Source organism: Secundilactobacillus yichangensis (assembly GCF_016861565.1).
Classification (GTDB): Bacteria; Bacillota; Bacilli; order Lactobacillales; family Lactobacillaceae; genus Secundilactobacillus; species Secundilactobacillus yichangensis.
The window spans coordinates 1-16,834 of the sequence record NZ_BOLK01000019.1 but is presented as its reverse complement, the minus strand read 5'-3'; the positions used below and the strand labels follow the sequence as shown (position 1 = coordinate 16,834).

16 protein-coding genes are annotated in these 16,834 nt (G+C 44.3%); 13 read left to right on the top strand and 3 right to left on the bottom strand.

The features are described 5' to 3' along the window. Positions 1-79 precede the first annotated feature (79 nt). The 11 genes from nrdJ (at position 80) to JUE95_RS11300 (ending at position 12,756) form a co-directional block, all read left to right on the top strand. Complete coding sequence (gene nrdJ / locus JUE95_RS11350; RefSeq protein WP_203651673.1) at positions 80-2,329, top strand: ribonucleoside-triphosphate reductase, adenosylcobalamin-dependent; 2,250 nt, start codon at positions 80-82, stop codon at positions 2,327-2,329. A 569-nt stretch (positions 2,330-2,898) separates the two neighbouring features. Beyond that, positions 2,899-3,981 (top strand): methionine ABC transporter ATP-binding protein, encoded by a 1,083-nt coding sequence (locus JUE95_RS11345; RefSeq protein ID WP_203651671.1) that lies wholly within the window; start codon positions 2,899-2,901, stop codon positions 3,979-3,981. After that, positions 3,978-4,679: a methionine ABC transporter permease gene (locus JUE95_RS11340; protein WP_373305690.1), complete on the top strand. Its 702-nt coding sequence runs from the start codon at positions 3,978-3,980 to the stop codon at positions 4,677-4,679. Before JUE95_RS11345 ends, JUE95_RS11340 begins: the two co-directional genes overlap by 4 nt. An 18-nt stretch (positions 4,680-4,697) precedes the next feature. Continuing rightward, entirely contained in the window at positions 4,698-5,855 is a 1,158-nt protein-coding gene (locus JUE95_RS11335; RefSeq protein WP_203651667.1) for an ArgE/DapE family deacylase, read from the top strand. Between the two features lie 32 nt (positions 5,856-5,887). After that, positions 5,888-6,733: a MetQ/NlpA family ABC transporter substrate-binding protein gene (locus JUE95_RS11330; RefSeq protein ID WP_203651665.1), complete on the top strand. Its 846-nt coding sequence runs from the start codon at positions 5,888-5,890 to the stop codon at positions 6,731-6,733. Between the two features lie 137 nt (positions 6,734-6,870). After that, the gene (locus tag JUE95_RS11325; RefSeq protein WP_203651663.1) at positions 6,871-7,290 is read left to right on the top strand and encodes a MarR family winged helix-turn-helix transcriptional regulator; all 420 of its coding nucleotides are present in this window, start codon (positions 6,871-6,873) and stop codon (positions 7,288-7,290) included. Continuing rightward, positions 7,283-8,146 (top strand): SDR family oxidoreductase, encoded by an 864-nt coding sequence (locus JUE95_RS11320; protein WP_203651655.1) that lies wholly within the window; start codon positions 7,283-7,285, stop codon positions 8,144-8,146. The genes JUE95_RS11325 and JUE95_RS11320 overlap by 8 nt, the downstream gene beginning before the upstream one ends. Positions 8,147-8,360: 214 nt before the next feature. After that, positions 8,361-9,749 (top strand): amino acid permease, encoded by a 1,389-nt coding sequence (locus JUE95_RS11315; RefSeq protein WP_203651654.1) that lies wholly within the window; start codon positions 8,361-8,363, stop codon positions 9,747-9,749. Positions 9,750-9,927: 178 nt separating this feature from the next. Then, positions 9,928-11,127 carry an aminotransferase-like domain-containing protein gene (locus JUE95_RS11310; RefSeq protein WP_203651652.1) on the top strand — a complete coding sequence of 400 codons (1,200 nt, stop codon included), beginning with the start codon at positions 9,928-9,930 and terminating at the stop codon, positions 11,125-11,127. A gap of 132 nt (positions 11,128-11,259) precedes the next feature. After that, positions 11,260-11,865 carry a sugar O-acetyltransferase gene (locus JUE95_RS11305; RefSeq protein WP_203651650.1) on the top strand — a complete coding sequence of 202 codons (606 nt, stop codon included), beginning with the start codon at positions 11,260-11,262 and terminating at the stop codon, positions 11,863-11,865. Positions 11,866-11,910: 45 nt separating this feature from the next. Further along, on the top strand, positions 11,911-12,756 hold the full coding sequence (locus JUE95_RS11300; RefSeq protein WP_203651648.1) for an aldo/keto reductase: 846 nt from the start codon (positions 11,911-11,913) through the stop codon (positions 12,754-12,756). A 793-nt stretch (positions 12,757-13,549) separates the two neighbouring features. Here the strand turns inward: JUE95_RS11300 and pepI are convergent. The 3 genes from pepI to JUE95_RS11285 form a co-directional block, all read right to left on the bottom strand. Then, positions 13,550-14,428, bottom strand: a complete 879-nt coding sequence (gene pepI, locus JUE95_RS11295; protein WP_203651646.1) for a proline iminopeptidase — start codon at positions 14,426-14,428, stop codon at positions 13,550-13,552. 256 nt (positions 14,429-14,684) lie between these two features. Then, positions 14,685-15,206: a GNAT family N-acetyltransferase gene (locus JUE95_RS11290; RefSeq protein ID WP_203651644.1), complete on the bottom strand. Its 522-nt coding sequence runs from the start codon at positions 15,204-15,206 to the stop codon at positions 14,685-14,687. Between the two features lie 95 nt (positions 15,207-15,301). Beyond that, on the bottom strand, positions 15,302-15,850 hold the full coding sequence (locus JUE95_RS11285) for a TetR/AcrR family transcriptional regulator (protein ID WP_203651642.1): 549 nt from the start codon (positions 15,848-15,850) through the stop codon (positions 15,302-15,304). 230 nt (positions 15,851-16,080) lie between these two features. Between JUE95_RS11285 and JUE95_RS11280 the strand changes: the two genes are divergently transcribed. Beyond that, positions 16,081-16,320 (top strand): hypothetical protein, encoded by a 240-nt coding sequence (locus JUE95_RS11280; protein ID WP_203651641.1) that lies wholly within the window; start codon positions 16,081-16,083, stop codon positions 16,318-16,320. A gap of 318 nt (positions 16,321-16,638) precedes the next feature. Continuing rightward, on the top strand, positions 16,639-16,834 hold a 196-nt coding region (locus tag JUE95_RS11275), incomplete at its 3' end, for a helix-turn-helix domain-containing protein (protein ID WP_235995470.1).

Sequence of the window (16,834 nt, the reverse complement as noted above, 5' to 3'; positions counted from 1 at the left end):
ACTCTTGTTTAGACACTGCATATTGATATTTAGTCTGTGGCACGATACTATATATAGTGTCGAAAAAGGAGGAATTGCGATGCAAGTTGCAGCTAAACGTTTAATTACATTATCAAATGATTTTATTGAAAGGGCCAAAGCCGAAATCACACCACACTGGGGTGAGCTTGGCTGGGTCACTTACAAACGTACATATTCCCGTTGGATTGAGTCGGAAAACCGCCATGAAGAGTGGGATGAAACCGTTAAGCGGGTGGTTGAAGGAAACATTAATTTGGATCCTCGACTTCACGAAGACCATATCGATCCAGAGGTGGTCAGTGAACTCGAAACCGAAGCGCAAAACCTCTTTAAGTTAATCTATAGTCTTTCCGCTACACCATCGGGCCGTAACTTGTGGATCTCTGGGACACCGTATCAAGACCGCAACGGTGATGCGCTAAATAACTGCTGGTTTGTTGCAGTTCGGCCACAGCCATACGGCGACAGTCACATCTTGCCGGAGTATCTCGATCAAGATCAGTTAGCAGTTTCAATGCCGTTTTCATTCATGTTTGACCAATTGATGAAGGGCGGCGGTGTCGGTTTTTCTGTTGTGCAGGATAATGTTCAGCAGATTCCAGCCGTGGACACCAACGTGAAGCTGACAATTTTGGTTGATAAGGCAAGCCAGTCTTACGATGATTCCGTTGCCTTAGGTGCAACCGATAAGCAGCAATGGCTGAATGAACATACTTTAGACGAAGGCCGTTACTATAAGCTGCCAGATACTCGTGAAGGCTGGGTTTTAGCGAACGCCCACCTCATTGATATGCATTTTAACGGGACTAATCCTGAACGCAGCAACAACCTGATCTTAGATGTTAGTGACATTCGGCCAAAAGGTGCCAAAATCAAGGGCTTCGGTGGTACAGCTTCTGGTCCAATGCCATTGATTGAAATGTTATTTGATACGAACACCTTGTTGAATTCGCGTGTTGGTCAAAAATTATCTTCAGTGGACTGCACTGATATGGGTAACTTGATTGGTAAAACGGTAGTGGCCGGAAATGTCCGACGCTCGGCTGAGTTAGCTTTGGGCTCCAGCGACGACGATGCCTTTATTACCATGAAGCAGGATCAAAAGAAGCTTTATCATCACCGCTGGGCATCTAACAACAGTGTGGCAGTTGATACACAAAAGAAGGATTACACCGCGGTTGCGGATTCTATTTTACACAATGGTGAACCTGGAATTGTTAACCTGGAGTTATCTAAAAACTACGGTCGTCTGATTGATGGCCGTCAGGAAAACATTGATGGTGCCGTTGAAGGGACGAACCCTTGTGGCGAAATCTCATTGGCAAACGGTGAACCTTGCAACCTCTTTGAAGTCTTTCCTTCCGTTGCAACGGAACAGGGCTTTGACCTGGACCAAGCCTTTACGCTAGGAACACGCTTTGCTAAGCGGGTAACCTTTAGTAATTACGACTGGGAAGTTTCCCGAAACGTGATTAGCCAAAATCACCGGATTGGAATTTCAATGTCAGGGATTCAGGACTGGATCTTAAAGGCTTTTGGCAACCGTGTGGTCCGTGGCTTCAAGGACGGAGTCGATCCAGAGACTCACGAAGCAATCAAGGAACCAGTTTACGATCAACGGGTCGTGGCTAAGTTTGATGAACTTTACCATGATATTGTGGCAGCGGATAATGCGTATTCAGAAACGTTAGGCTGCATGCCTTCCGTGAAGCACACTACCGTTAAGCCATCTGGGACGGTCGCAAAGTTAGCCGGTGTTTCCGAGGGGATGCACTTCCACTATGCAGGTTACCTCATTCAGCGAATCCGGTTCCAAGACAGTGATCCGTTGTTACCAGCACTTCGGCTTTCGGGTTACAAGGTGGAACCAGACGTTTACACCAAGAATACCGTCTGTGTTGAGTTCCCCGTTCGGGCTGCTCACGCTGATAGCGCTGAGTTTGCTTCAGCAGGGACTGTATCGATTGAAGAGCAGTTTGCTACCCAGGCCTTCTTACAGAAGTACTGGTCAGATAACGCCGTGAGCTGCACGATTACCTTCCAGCCAAAGCAGGAAGGTAGCAAGATTGCTGGTTTGATGAAGCAATATCGTCACAGTATCAAGTCCACTTCATTACTGCCATATAGCGGGAGTGACTTCAAGCAAGCACCTAAGGAACCCATTTCAAAAGACATTTACGAGAAGCGCCGTGCTCAGATCACTAATAATGTGAAAGATGTTTACGCATCATTGAACACCATGGACAAGAAGGACTTAGAACTGATTGATCAGTCTGACTGTGTCAGCGGTGCCTGCCCAGTGCGGTAGGGTTGGCAACGCGCAGTCAGGGTCACATGCGCCAAACGAAAATATTGTGATCAAAGATTACGGAACTGTAGCCATTTGCTGGAGCAGTTCTTTAGTAACCTTCATGATGAATACTGATGGCCGCTTGACAAATAAATTATACATGATTAGAATGTTCTCATAAGGTAACCGGATAAATTAAAACGTGATTAGCCATGAAGTGCTTTATGTGCTGATAAACGGTTGTTATCTGCCTAAGCAATTAATGTGTTTTTAATATATGAATAATCGATAAGAAGAAGAGTAACCTAAAAAACATGCACAGAAAACTCGGTTGATGAAAAAGAGTCTTGTTTACGTGGTGAAGATGAACTTCTGAAGGATGGTGAAGAGTGCAAGCTCTCCATTCGGTAGGACCCGTTAACGTTCCAAGCATTATTGTGCTGTTGAGGTAAATCATGTGAGTGATTTATAAACATGGGTGGTAACACGAAGTTTTCGTCCCTAAGTCATATACGTATGACTAGGGGCGGAAACTTTTTTATTTTCTACAAAAGACGGTTAAGACAAAAATGAAACGAGGGATATCAATGGCAAAGCAATTAATCAACTTAGAAAATATCAACGTTTCGTTTGATCAAGCAGGTAATACGGTTCAAGCGGTTAAGGATGCGTCGTTACAGGTTGAAAAGGGCGAAATTTACGGCGTTGTTGGGTACTCTGGTGCTGGTAAGTCAACGTTAGTCCGGGTGATCAACTTACTTCAGCTGCCAACTAGCGGCAAAGTCGAAATTAACGGCGAGGTTCTGTTTGAAAAAAAGGATGGCGTGACTAAGCAGATTGGCACTAAGGAGCTGCGTGAAAAACGCCGGAACATTGGGATGATTTTTCAGCACTTTAATTTGCTGGAAGAAAAAACGGTGATCAGAAACGTTGAATTCGCACTGAAGCACAGCAAGAAAAAGGAAAAAGAAATTACGGCACAAGCACTCAGATTACTAAAGCTGGTTGGGCTGGAAGATCGGAAAGATTTCTATCCGGCTCAGCTGTCCGGTGGTCAGCAGCAGCGGGTTGCCATTGCGCGGGCACTGGCTAATGATCCGGAAATCTTGATTTCAGATGAAGCAACATCTGCTTTGGATCCTAAGAGCACCGAACAGATTCTGGATCTGTTAAAACGACTTAATCAGGAGTTGGGGCTGACAATTGTATTAATTACTCACCAGATGGAAGCCGTTAAACAGGTTGCTGATAAGATTGCGGTAATGAGTTCCGGAGAAATTATCGAACGCGGCGATTTGGTCGAAGTCTTTACTCACCCGCAAAAAGAGCTGACTAAGGAATTAATTGGGACTCAAGGGGAACTTAAAAAGGCGATCCATCTTCTGGATGAAGATGCCATTCAACGTTTGAACCATGAAGAATGGGAACTGGCTCATTTAACTTACACGGGTAAGAACGTAGTTGATCCAATTGCAGCAACGCTCTACAAGGACTTCGACGTTGAAGTCAGCATTATCTTTGGTAACGTTGATGAGCTCCGCGGGACACCGGTTGGAACGCTGTTCGTGACGTTGAAAGGTGCCAAGGAAAACCGTGAAAAAGCGATTGCTTATCTCAAGGATGCCGGCGTTGAAGTTGAAGAATACAGTTCTAAGGAGGTGATTGCATAATGTCAGGATTAGCACATTTAATGCCTAACGTTGTTCACTTAGGCTGGTTTGGTCAAAACGGCTGGCTGACTTCTATCGGTCAAACCCTGTACATGACCTTTTGGGCGGCGTTGTTTGGCGGCTTGGTTGGACTAATTTTCGGTGTCGGTCTGGTGATATTTGATAAAAATGGGATTGCAGAAAACCGGGTATTATTCAATATTTTCGATAAGATTGTTTCTATTGTTCGTGCCGTACCATTCGTTATCCTGTTAGCGTTTATCGCCCCCGTCACTCAAGCAATTGTTGGCACCCAAATCGGGCCCACCGCCGCCTTAGTTTCCTTGTCATTGTGCGTATTTCCGTTTTACGCGCGTCAGGTTCAAGCGGCGATTTCCAGCGTTGATAAGGGGAAGATTGAAGCGGCTCAGTCCTTAGGCGCGACCGTTCCAGATTTGATTTTCGATGTCTATTTGCGGGAAGCCAGTTCCGAATTAATTCGGGTCACGACGGTAACACTTATCAGTTTAATTGGACTGACCGCCATGGCCGGCGCGATTGGCGCTGGCGGATTAGGGAACACCGCGATTGCTTATGGGTATAATCAATTTTCAAACGACGTGACGTTGGTTGCGACTTTGCTAGTTCTTATCCTAGTTGTACTTGTACAGCTCACCGGTGATGTTTTAGCAAAGGCAACGAGTCATAGTCACAGATAATAAGAAGAAGGTAATAAGTTGAGTACAGAAGAAGATAACGAACGTATTAAGCTGTTACAGGATTTTATTAAGATTCAAACACCAAATGGTAATGAAGTCGAAGTCTCCAAGTACATCGGTAAATTATTTGATGAAAATGGCATTTCGTATAAAATTGATGAATTTGGTGATAAAAGAGCCAATTTAGTTGCTGAAATTGGAGAGAAAAAAGTCGATGATGTTCTAGTTTTAACTGGTCATCAGGACACTGTTACGGTTCCTGATGCAAAGGCTTGGCACCATGATCCGTTCGGCGCTGAAATCGTTGGCGATAAGCTGTATGGCCGCGGTGCCGCAGATATGAAGAGCGGTTTGGCTGCTCAAGTACGAACGTTTATTGAATTGGTCAAAGAAGGGTACAAAGTGCCTGGTACGCTACGGTTTGTGGTGACTGCTGGCGAAGAATTTGGGACTCCCGGTGCTAACCGGTTGAATGATCAAGGAATTTCGAAAGACGTTAACGCCATGGTCGTTGGTGAAGCTACTGATGGCAACGTCATTTACGCGACTTGCGGCAGCTTTAACTACGAAATTCAGAGCAAGGGGAAATCGACCCATAGTTCGACTCCTGAACTTGGAATCAATGCTTTGGATGGGTTGAACGAGTACAGCAACCGTGAGAAGCACATCTTTGACGACGCACCGGTTGACGAATATCTGGGGAAGTTAGTTCACAGTATTACGTTGATCAAGGGCGGTGATCAGGTCAATATTATTCCTGAGTATGGTGAGTTATATGGTAATATTCGGCCGACTCTTGCATTTGATAATCAGCACGTTATTGATGCCATTCAAAAGACAGTGGACGATATTAATGCCACTACGGATTATGATCTGACCTTTAAGGTGATTCACAGCTGGCACCCGGTTGAAACGGCGCCGGAGAAACACCTGGTTCAAGTTGCTAAGCAAGCGGCGGACAAGAATTATCGCGACAAAGATATTCAACTAAAGACGTACAAGGGTGCGACAGATGCCAGCGTCTTCACTAAGGGGAATCCGAATATCGACGTCATCGTTTTAGGCCCGGATAATGCTAGTGTCGTTCACCAAACGGATGAATTTACGACAATCAGCAGCTATCTGGATACCATCAAAACGTATAAAGATCTGGTTAAAGGTTATTTTGAAAAGTAACAAAATTTGGGTAACGAAGAGGAGAAAATATTATGAAGAAATCTACTAAATGGCTCATTGGTATTATTGTTGTTGTGGTAATTGTGATTGCTGGGTATTTCAGCTTTGGCGGCAGCCTAGGCGGCAAGCAAAAGGCCCAAACTGTTACTGTCGGCCGTGTTGCACCTTCTAAGAGTGATGAAGCAGTTTGGAATGCGGCTGCTAAACAAGCTAAGGATAAGTACAATATTACGATCAAGTACAAGGACTTTACTGATTATGTACAGCCAAATAAGTCGGTTCAAAACGGTGAAATTGATATTAACGCCTTCCAGACTAAGCAGTATCTGGATGTTTGGAACGCAGCCCACAAGGATAGTACATTAACGTCAATTGGTTATTCCATAACGACACCACTGCGCTTGTACTCACGTAAAGTGACTAATGTTAAAGATTTGAAGAAGGGTGCAACGATCGTTATTGATAATGATGCAGCCAACCAAGGTCGTTCACTGAAGTTGCTTCAAAGTGCTGGTTTGATTAAGTTGAACAATGTTAAGAACCCAACACCAAGCGACATTGCTTCGAACCCTAAGAAGTTTAAGATTACACCAATCGACGCTAACCAAACTGCCCGTCAGCTTGATGATGTTGATGCTGCTATTGTTAACGGTGGTTTTGCCAAGGCCGATCACGTTAACACCAAAGATTCTATTTACAAGGAACCTTTGACTAAGGAAAACAAGCAGTACTTTAACGTGATCGTTACTACCAAGAAGAACGCAAACAAGAAAGCTTACAAGGAAGTTGTTAAAGCTTACCAAACTAAGGCTGTTAAGAACCAAATCAAGAAGAGCTTCGGCGATCTTGAACAATCGGCTTGGGACATCAAGTTTTAGTAGTTAACGATTTAACGTGATTTTTTAAGGGGTCACCCCACCATCAGTCTCACTTTGACTGATGGTGGGGTGACTTTTTGACTTTAAACAGCTAATTCGATATAGTTAGTGTACTAACTATATAAGAAGGGATCACCATGAATAATTTTGGTTATCTGATAATGAATGTTGCTAAAGAGCTGCGCTATCAGTTAAATGGAGCGCTGAAAAAAGCAGGGGTCACCAGTGCACAATGGGCAGTGATCGTTCAAATGAAACTGGCCAAGGTACCGCTGACTTCTGCCCAAATCGCGGATTTAGTGGGGATGGATCGCGCCACTATTTCAGGAGTTGTTAAGCGTCTGGAAGCTAAAGAACTGGTGACCATTCAAACGTCTGCTGAAGACCGGCGAGCCCGAACTTTAACGTTGACGGCTAAGGGCCAGAAGATGTTTGATCACTGCGAGCGCATTGCTAACGTTCAGATGTCGGACTTTGCCGCCCCGCTGGAGCAGGAAGAACAAGAAGCCCTAGTGCGGCTATTGATTAAATTGGAAGAAGGTCATCACGTTGGATAAGATCCTGGTTTTGGGCAGTACTGGCAATATTGGCTGGCCGGTGGTTAAACAGTTAGCCGCAGCTGATGATGTGACAGTAGTTGCCGGTATTTACCACGCGGAATCAGCGGAAATGCAGCAACTAGGCGTTGAGACCTGTCATTTTGATTTTTTAGATGACAGTACCTTTGAACCGGCATTAAAAGGAATTAATAAAGTCTTCTTTGTTCGGCCACCGGAACTGGCGAAGCCAGAAAAGGATATGAAACCATTTTTGACTGCGGTGAAGCACCACGGTATTGACCAGGTCGTCTTTGTGTCACTGATTGGCGTAGAGAAAAATCCGATGGTGCCACATCATAAAATTGAACGGATGATTACGGAGATGGCATTACCGCATACTTTTATTCGGCCAAGCTTCTTTATGCAGAATTTAACCAGCACCCATTTACAGGATATTCAGCAAAATCGCGATTTATTCGTGCCAGCAGGTCGTTCTAAGACCAGCTTTATTGATACCAGAGACATTGCGGCGGTTGCGGTGGCGGTCATGCAGGATCCAAAGTATCTTGGCCAAGCGCTAGAGATCACTGGTCCAGAAGCCATTACTTACAGGCAGGCTGCTGAGATTATGACTAAGGAATTGGGCGTCCAAATCACGTACAGTAAACCCAGTCTGCTTAAATTCCGCCGGACGATGATTCAGCGGGGGATTAAGAAGGAGTTTGCTAATGTGATGGTGATGCTCTACCTCATTACTCAACTCGGAAACGCCAAAATGGTCACTCACACGGTAGAAACAGTTTTGCACCGACCAGCAACGACCTTTGCGGAATTTGTGCGGGATAATCGCCGGCTGTTTTTAAATCGGGAATAATTACTCAAATTGACTTCTTTTACTCATCTGTTGGTGCTAATATATTAACAGTAAATGACGTTTTTCGGTATTTTCTCATTTTCCCGTTCGAGTTTCATTCTCGGATAGCATATTGACACTATTTAACTTTGGGCGTGGTGTTCCGGTATTCACCGGCAACGCGCCCAATTTTGATGAGTTAATAATTTTGTTAAGTTGGAGAGGCATTTATTTAATGAAGCGAAAAGTAAAAGAGTCACCTGCGTTACGCCGTTCAATGACGGCGGGACAAATGGAAATGATTTCCCTGGGTGGCGCAATCGGTGTTGGCTTGTTTATGGGTTCTACTTCAACTATCAAGTGGACCGGGCCTTCCGTATTGTTGTCGTATATGTTTGTTGGTTTGATTCTGTACATTGTCATGCGGGCACTTGGTGAGATGATTTACGTCAATCCTGGGACCGGTTCCTTTGCGGATTACGCTACCGAATACGTCCATCCTTTAGCTGGGTATTTAGCTAAGTGGGCAAACGTTTTCGAATATATCGTTGTGGGGATGTCTGAAGTGGTCGCTGCAACTCAGTATCTGCAGTACTGGTGGCCGCATATTAATACCTTTTGGGTTGGAGTGATCATCATTGGCTTCTTGGTCGTTGCCAACCTTGCTAGCGCGAAGGCTTATGGTTCACTGGAATTCTGGTTTGCCATGATTAAGGTCATCACGATTATCTTGATGATCATTCTTGGTTTTATGGTGATCTTTTTCGGCTTTGGTAACGGCGGCCATCCGACTGGGTTCAGTAATCTTTGGATCCACGGCGGCTTCTTTACCGGTGGTGTTAAAGGGTTCTTCTTCTCAATGTCGATTATCGTTGGTTCTTACGAAGGGATTGAATTACTGGGAATCACGGCTGGGGAAGTTGCTAATCCGCAAAAAGCTATCGTTAAATCAGTCAAATCGGTTTTATTCCGAATCTTGATTTTCTATGTGGGTGCCATCTTTGTGATCGTCACCATTTATCCGTGGAACCATCTAAGCGCGATTGGGTCACCGTTCGTTTCGACTTTTGCTAAAGTGGGGATCACCTCAGCAGCTTCCGTGATCAACTTCGTGGTGCTGACAGCGGCATTGTCCAGTGCTAACTCGGGTATTTATTCGTCAAGTCGGATGCTGTTTAAGCTGGCACATGAAAGTGATGCACCGAAGGTCTTCGGTCATTTGTCAAAACGGGTCGTTCCCAGTGCTTCAATCCTGGGAATTTCAAGCGGAATCTTGTTAGGCTTTATCCTTGATATCGTCTTTTCCGCTTATAATAAATCAACTTCCAACTTGTTTGTGGTGGTCTTCAGTTCATCCGTGCTGCCTGGCATGATTCCGTGGTTCGTTATCCTATTAGCTGAACTGCGTTTCCGTAAGAATAATGCCATAGTCATGAAGGATCATCCGTTTAAATTGCCATTATATCCATTCTCCAATTATTTCGCGATCGTGATGCTGATGGTCATTGTTGGGTTTATGTTCGTAAACCCGGACACGCGAATTTCCGTTATCGTTGGCGCAGCGGTTCTGATTATTGCAACGTTGTTCTATTTAGTCAGACACCGTAAGGGTCGGTTAGATTAATTTTATTGAAGTGATGTGCTTAAGGTACATCGCTTTTTTATTTGGTTAAAATAGTGGTGAAATTATTAATATCCTAATTATTCTTTAATATTTGTGCTATAATATTACTCAAACTACTACATGTGCAGTAGTTAACATATCGTTTACTAATCATCTTACATATAGAGGAGTGTTTTTTATGACGTATAAATTTTCTGATCGTGTCCCTAAGACCGATAATGATCCCGTTGGTGACATTTTAAAGGCTGCTGCAGATCCTAAAGTCACTTCCTTTGCCGGCGGTTTACCTGCACCAGAGCTTTTCCCGGTTAAGCAAGTTCAAGCTGCTGCGGATAAAGTCTTACAAGAAAAGGGTGCTGCTGCGTTACAGTACAGTTCCGCTCAAGGGGTACCTGAATTACGTAACGTTATTCTCAAACGGTTAGAGGTTGAAGGCATTCATACAACTGCCGACAACGTGATGATTGCCACTGGTTCTCAGCAGTCAATCGATTTAACCGCCAAAATGTTCCTTGACGAAGGCAGTGCTGTTATTGTTGAAGACCCAACTTACTTAACGGCCGTTGACGTTTTCCGTTCATACGGTGCTCACTTTGTCGGCGTTGACATGGATGAAGACGGGATGAAGATGGATTCTCTTGAAGAGGCGTTAAAAAACAATCCTGATACCCGTTTGATCTACACTGTACCTACCTTTCAAAACCCAACTGGCCGGACGATGACCTTGGAACGCCGGAAGAAGTTAGTTGAATTAGCTGACAAGTATGACGTCATGGTCTTGGAAGATAACCCATACGGTGCTATTCGCTGGGAAGGTGAAAACTTACCTTCACTGAAGTCCTTAGACAAGACCGGTCATGTCATTTACATGGGAACCATGTCAAAAATCTTCGCACCAGGTCTGCGGATCGGCTGGGTAGTGGCAGAACCAAAGCTGCTTAAGAAATACACGATGTTAAAGCAGTCTGCTGATTTGCACACTGACAGCTTTTCACAGTACGTTTGCGCTCAGTACTTTACCGATAACGATATCAATGATCATATCAAGAAGATCACCGCGTTGTACCACAAACGTGAGCAGCTGATGATGGACGCTATCGACAAGTACTTCCCAAAGGGTGTCTCTCACAGCAACCCTCAAGGCGGGATGTTCCTGTGGGTCACGGTACCAGGGGTGAAGAGTTCGCAACAGTTGTTTGATGCAGCTATGAAGCGTAACGTGGCCGTGGTTCCAGGCGATCCATTCTATGGCAATGAATCCGAACCAGGGACGTTTAGAATGAACTACTCAAACACACCGGAAGATGGCATCGTCGATGGTGTTAAGCAGCTAGCAGCTGCCCTTGACGAAGTGATGTCAGAACCAGCAACTAAGTAACCATAATATAATGAATTCCGTTATCGTTCAGGCAGTCTACATGAACATAACGGAATTTTTTGTGGGGTGAATTACTGATATAATGGTCTTAGACCACAAGGGAACCGCCCTTACCGAGGAGAAAATTATCAGATGAACTTAGAAGAAAAGTTTGCTTACATGGCAACCGGTCAGCCGTATGATGACCTTGATCCAAAGCTGATGAAGGTTCGAGAAAATGCCACGACGATGACGCAGCGGCTTAATGCCATCACTGATCCGGAAAAGCGCAACGCGTTATTTACGCAGCTAATCGGTCACGCTGGCAAAGCACCATTTGTGGAACCTAATTTTCGGTGTGAATTTGGTCGAAACATTCGTGTTGGCGATCATTTTTATGCGAATTACGATTGTGTCATGCTGGATGGAGCGCCCATTAATATTGGGACACACGTTCTTTTTGGTCCCAAAGTGGGATTGTATACCAGCAACCACCTGTTTGATCCCGTTGAACGGCGGACGGGTGGCTGCGCTGCCCAGCCAATCACTATCGGCGATGATGTTTGGCTGGCGGCTAACGTTACGGTATTACCTGGTGTCAGTATTGGCAGCAACGTGATCGTTGGTGCCGGCAGCGTGGTGACCAGCGATATTCCAAGCAACGTGATCGCGGTTGGCAATCCCTGCCACGTGTTGCGAGAAATTACGGCAGCGGACCGGACAGGCTTTAATGGGCAGGACTTTTCGGCTGGAAGTTAAGACGGAAACCTTGTTATCATCAATAAAAAATTAGGAGGGATTTAAATGGCTACAATTACAGATACATTTGAATTAAATAATGGGCTGAAAATGCCCAAAGTTGGTTTTGGGACTTGGCAAACGGAGCCGGGCAAGGAGACTTATAATGCTGTCAGTAACGCATTGAAAGCTGGCTACCGGTTTATTGATACAGCTAAAGCTTACGGCAACGAGAAGAGTGTTGGTGAAGCCATTGCGGATAGTAGTGTTAACCGGGCAGATATTTTTGTTCAGACGAAGCTGCCAGGAGAATCGAAAACTTACGATAAGACCCTGGCTGACTTTGAAAGCAGCCTAAAAGCGCTTAATCTGGATTATGTAGACTCATATATCATTCACGCACCATGGCCATGGGGGCAGATGGGGACTAATCATGATGCTGAAAATCGCGACGTTTGGCGAGCCATGCAAGAAATTTATAAAAGTGGCCGTGCTAAGTCGATCGGGGTTTCGAACTTTAATTCTCATGAATTAGAAAATCTGCTGACCTGGGATGGCCTGACAGTCGCCCCTGCAGTGGACCAGATTCAGTACTACATTGGCTATACCCAAGACTCCATCGTAAAAACGGCTAAGGATAATGGCATCGTGGTTCAGGCTTACTCGCCGCTTGCTACTGGTGATTTGGTCAACAGTTCTGATTTAAAGCGGATTGCTGATAACTACCATGTTTCAATTCCGCAGTTAGCCTTACGGTTCGTGATTCAAAATGACGTGGCCCCTTTACCTAAGGCACGGTCCATGGCACACGTTAAGGCTAATGCTCAGTTGGACTTTGAAATTAGCAATCAGGACATGGCCTTTTTGAAACAGTTACCACCCGTGGAACATATCCATCCGGCGGGCGATTAGAAGCTGTGACACAACTCGGTAGATTCCAGAATATAACGCCACACAACGTCATTCCGATGGTTTTTCGGGATGGCGTTGTGTGGCGTTATATGGCCGGAATCTGAGTTGTGGAACAGGTTAAGGCCATATTCAAGTAATGAACGAAAGCAAATTTTAAGATATGTGTGAGTCAAGAAATTGAATTAAATCCTCGTTGATATAGACTTGTGGCACAAGTCCTTTTTTGTGTTGGACTAAACCAAACACTTTTGTATGTTTCAACCATATTTGCTTAAAAAAATCAAGGAATTTGATAAAAATTATCGGAATTAAATTTAAATTTTAGGGTAAACGTGGTAAACTAAACTTATCCAAAACATTAGTGTGATGGGTGCTTGATGGCTTGATATAATTTCAAGACATCGAGTTGCCGTCACGACAGTAAAGATCATTCTGTAGACATTAGCGGTTCTGAATAGAACTGCAAGTTGAGTCATCAACTTGTCTGCAATATTTGTATCTCAACTGTCTGACGGTTCTGTGTCTTTTTTAAAGATCCACCGTAATTAAGAAAGCTGATCGCTATAAGTCCTGACGGGATAAAATAAACTTCTCCCTGTAAATTTTAATAAACTAAGTGTTATTTCCCCCATAATAGATAACCAATTAGTTCCCGTTAAAGGATGATCACGTAAGTACTGATTATGGCGTCAAAGAGCTTCGAACCTCCCCAGTTCGGAGCTTTTTGTTTGGGCTTATTTTAGATAAAAACAGTCTAATTATCGATTTGATCGACAATTAGGCTGTTTTCAATTTAATCGTTTTCCTTTAACCAGCTATCCAGTACTTTGATAAATTCATCGTGCTGATCCAGCAAAGCTAGGTGTCGGCTGTTGGCAAATAGGTGCCACTTTGCTCCCGGAATATGGTCATAAACGGATTTAGCAATCAGTGGGGTACATAAATCATCGGTTCCATTAGTGACTAGAACTGGAACGTGGATCTTATGCAGATCATCAGTCACATCGTAGTTGCTGATGGTGCCGTTTTCGGTAAATTCGTTAGGGCCTTCCGCAATCAGACTGGCACGTTTACCGTTGGTTTCACGACGCAAAGGTTCAGGTGAATTTTCATCTGGGTCGTCCCAGCAATAGCGTTCCATGTAACGGTCATTGGCGGCCAAATACTTTGGACCGGTAAAGTTACCCGTGCGTTCAGCTTCGGCAATGGCTTCGCGGTCTTCATAACTTAGGTAAGAAATTAGCCGGTGCTGCTCTTGCGTCCAAAGTTTAATTGAAGCAGGGGAGCCATCGATCATGACACTCTTGACACCCGTTTGGTCGTATTGGGTCAGGTAAAGCATTTCCAGCATACCGCCCCAAGACTGACCCAGCATATGGATCTGGTCGAGGTGCAGGTATTTTCTTAAAGCAATCAGCTCTTCCGCCCAAGTTTCCTTGACGTAGACACTTTCATCTTCGGGTAGTGAAGACTTTCCGCAGCCGACTTGGTCGTACATAATCAGCTGACGGCCGGTTTCGGCGTAGTCATCCAGTAATTCAAAATAGTTGTGGGATGAGCCGGGACCGCCATGAATCAATAATAGCGGCGCTTTACCCGGCGTTTTTTCGCCCACGATTCGATAATAGGTTTTGTAGCCGTGAAATGGCATGTAGCCTTCTTGAATTTTCATATTTAATCAATCCCCTTTGAAGTGTGGTTTCATCTTTGATTGTACTACTGATTGGAGATGGGGAATAAGGGGATTGGTGGGATTTATTTGATGTGGTTGAAACGTGTTCGCTCCATTAATTTTTCAAAGTTAGGTAGCCGAAACGTGTTCGAACTGGCATGCCCCGGCCGTATAAGACAAAAAAGCAAGCGACCCGTCAAAGAACGACTGGTCACTCGCTTTTTTGTCTTATACTATGGGGCATAAACGCCCGTTCTCACACTCTAATTTCTTTCCTCATCAACACATCTCTCTGTTTTGCACCACCCAGTGTAAACAGGTGGTCGCCAAAGGTCTTGAAGCCCAATGCTTCGTAGAATCTTTGTGCCGCGTGGTTATATTCCCACACGCCCAGCCAGACTACTTGTTTGTCCAGCTGATAGGCGCGCTTGACCGCGTAATCCATTAGCTGGCGGCCATAGCCCAATCGTTTATAGTCCGGCCGCACATAGATTCGTTCCACTTCCAGGGCATCGTCACCTTGGTTGTCGGATTGCGCATCGTTGATATTTAACTTTAAATAACCCACGATCTGGTTATTTTTCTCCAAGAAATAGAAGAAGGAATTCACGTTTTCCAGTTGTTCTTGAAGCCGTTTTAAACTTAATTCGTTCGTTAGATACCAGTCCATATCCTCATCGGTATTATAGGCGCCAAACGTATCCTCGAAAGTTTCTTGACTGATTGACTGCAGTTTCGCTGCGTCAGTCGTTGTTAACTGAACGATTGAATCTGCCATGATTAGACTCACCATACCTTCACCCAATATTGTGTACAATATCACTAAGTCTATTCTACGATACGTTTGTAATCATTATCAAGCCGTTACGCTTGTTAAAATTGGTCGATGACCCGATTAATGTTCTGTTTAAACACGGTTTGGTCGCCTTGAGATTCTTTTCTAGCAGTCAGTAATGCTAGATGGCCAATCAAAAATTCCAAAAAGAAAGCTGTATTAGCACCAACCTGGTTCTCATCTTGGCTGACTTCTGCTACTAGCTTTTTGGTGAGTTGCCGAAGCTGTTTCATAACTGCTGCCACTTCCGCTACGTTACTATAGTAAGAAATTCCCCACACCATATCGGTGAAAGGCACTCCGGATTGGGTAAACTGAATAAAACTTACCGCTAATTCCTGCAAGGCAGTTTTGCCTTCCAAACCTTTCAGCTGTTCCTTGAGGTAGTCGACTAGCTTCTGTACATACAAAGCCACAATGCCGCTCTTTAAGGCAGCAATGTCTGCTAAATAACGGTACATTGATTGCGGGCGGATGCCGATTTCTCGGGCCAGTCCATTGTAGGTGATCCCGTTTAAACCTGATTCGTTGGCGATTTCCAGCCCTTTTTCTAAGATGATCTCACGGGATAATTGTCCACGTTTCATTTATTTTTGTCTCCTCACTTGTAAAACTCATGGCATGAGTTTATAATGCAATTACAGTTTAAAACTCATGACATGAGTTTAACCCAAATATTGCTAATCAGCAAGCTTAATTCACAAATAACGGAACCTTTGATATAGGCCGATGTAGCTGACGTTAACGCTTTAGCAGCAGAGCTTAGCCCTAACGAACCCGTTTACATCATGGGTTCAAGTTCTGGTGCAATCGTTGCATGAAAAAGTTCGGTCAATTCATGCGAATCGGTGGCTTGGATGCTAAAATGATGAGCAAGCCAGCTGTTAATCTGAAAGGCAACGACGATCCAGCCGTTGCCGGGATGAAGTACTGGTTCCAGTATGAAATCCGTCAATATACCAGCCGTAAGATCGACATTGATCAATTGGCAAAGTACAGCGACCGGATTCATTGCTCAACGGAACTGACTCAGTTGGTTCATATCCGCAAGATGTGAATGCCTTTCTTTCTAACTACTGGAGCATTCCAGTGTACGATATTCCTGGCGGTCACTTAGGCTATGCGCAAAAGCCAGAAGGTTTCGCAACGACACTCGAAGCAGTTTTACTATAGGAGGAACGAACAGTAACTGTTTTGTTGTAAAAGGCTATAAATCTTTGTAAAATGGTACTTCTATCCTATTCCGTATTAGCTGATAGCATATAAGTAGTGATTTATATGAATTTCATTAAAACGCGTTTTGGGTTAAAGCCATCCCGTATAATATGAGGGACACCTCACCTTGGTGATTAAATTCAATAAGGCGGAATAACTGATGTTACTCACCTATAAAGTCGAGATTAAGCCGACTGAAAAACAAGCTTGGCAGATTGATTCCCACATCAGCGGCAGTCGCTGGGCCTATAACCTGTTTTTGGATATCAACCAGCAGCGTTATGAGTGCGGCTACCACTACATGGGCGCTTATGAGTTCAGCAAGTGGTTTAACCATGAGTACCTTGAAACTAATC

Bases quoted from the DNA above. Each gene is read 5' to 3' on its own strand.
- nrdJ (WP_203651673.1), top strand. From the start codon at position 80: ATGCAAGTTGCAGCTAAACGTTTAATTACATTATCAAATGATTTTATT.
- JUE95_RS11345 (WP_203651671.1), top strand. From the start codon at position 2,899: ATGGCAAAGCAATTAATCAACTTAGAAAATATCAACGTTTCGTTTGAT.
- JUE95_RS11330 (WP_203651665.1), top strand. From the start codon at position 5,888: ATGAAGAAATCTACTAAATGGCTCATTGGTATTATTGTTGTTGTGGTA.
- JUE95_RS11325 (WP_203651663.1), top strand. From the start codon at position 6,871: ATGAATAATTTTGGTTATCTGATAATGAATGTTGCTAAAGAGCTGCGC.
- JUE95_RS11315 (WP_203651654.1), top strand. From the start codon at position 8,361: ATGAAGCGAAAAGTAAAAGAGTCACCTGCGTTACGCCGTTCAATGACG.
- JUE95_RS11310 (WP_203651652.1), top strand. From the start codon at position 9,928: ATGACGTATAAATTTTCTGATCGTGTCCCTAAGACCGATAATGATCCC.
- JUE95_RS11305 (WP_203651650.1), top strand. From the start codon at position 11,260: ATGAACTTAGAAGAAAAGTTTGCTTACATGGCAACCGGTCAGCCGTAT.
- JUE95_RS11300 (WP_203651648.1), top strand. From the start codon at position 11,911: ATGGCTACAATTACAGATACATTTGAATTAAATAATGGGCTGAAAATG.
- pepI (WP_203651646.1), bottom strand. From the start codon at position 14,428: ATGAAAATTCAAGAAGGCTACATGCCATTTCACGGCTACAAAACCTAT.
- JUE95_RS11290 (WP_203651644.1), bottom strand. From the start codon at position 15,206: ATGGCAGATTCAATCGTTCAGTTAACAACGACTGACGCAGCGAAACTG.
- JUE95_RS11285 (WP_203651642.1), bottom strand. From the start codon at position 15,850: ATGAAACGTGGACAATTATCCCGTGAGATCATCTTAGAAAAAGGGCTG.
- JUE95_RS11280 (WP_203651641.1), top strand. From the start codon at position 16,081: ATGAAAAAGTTCGGTCAATTCATGCGAATCGGTGGCTTGGATGCTAAA.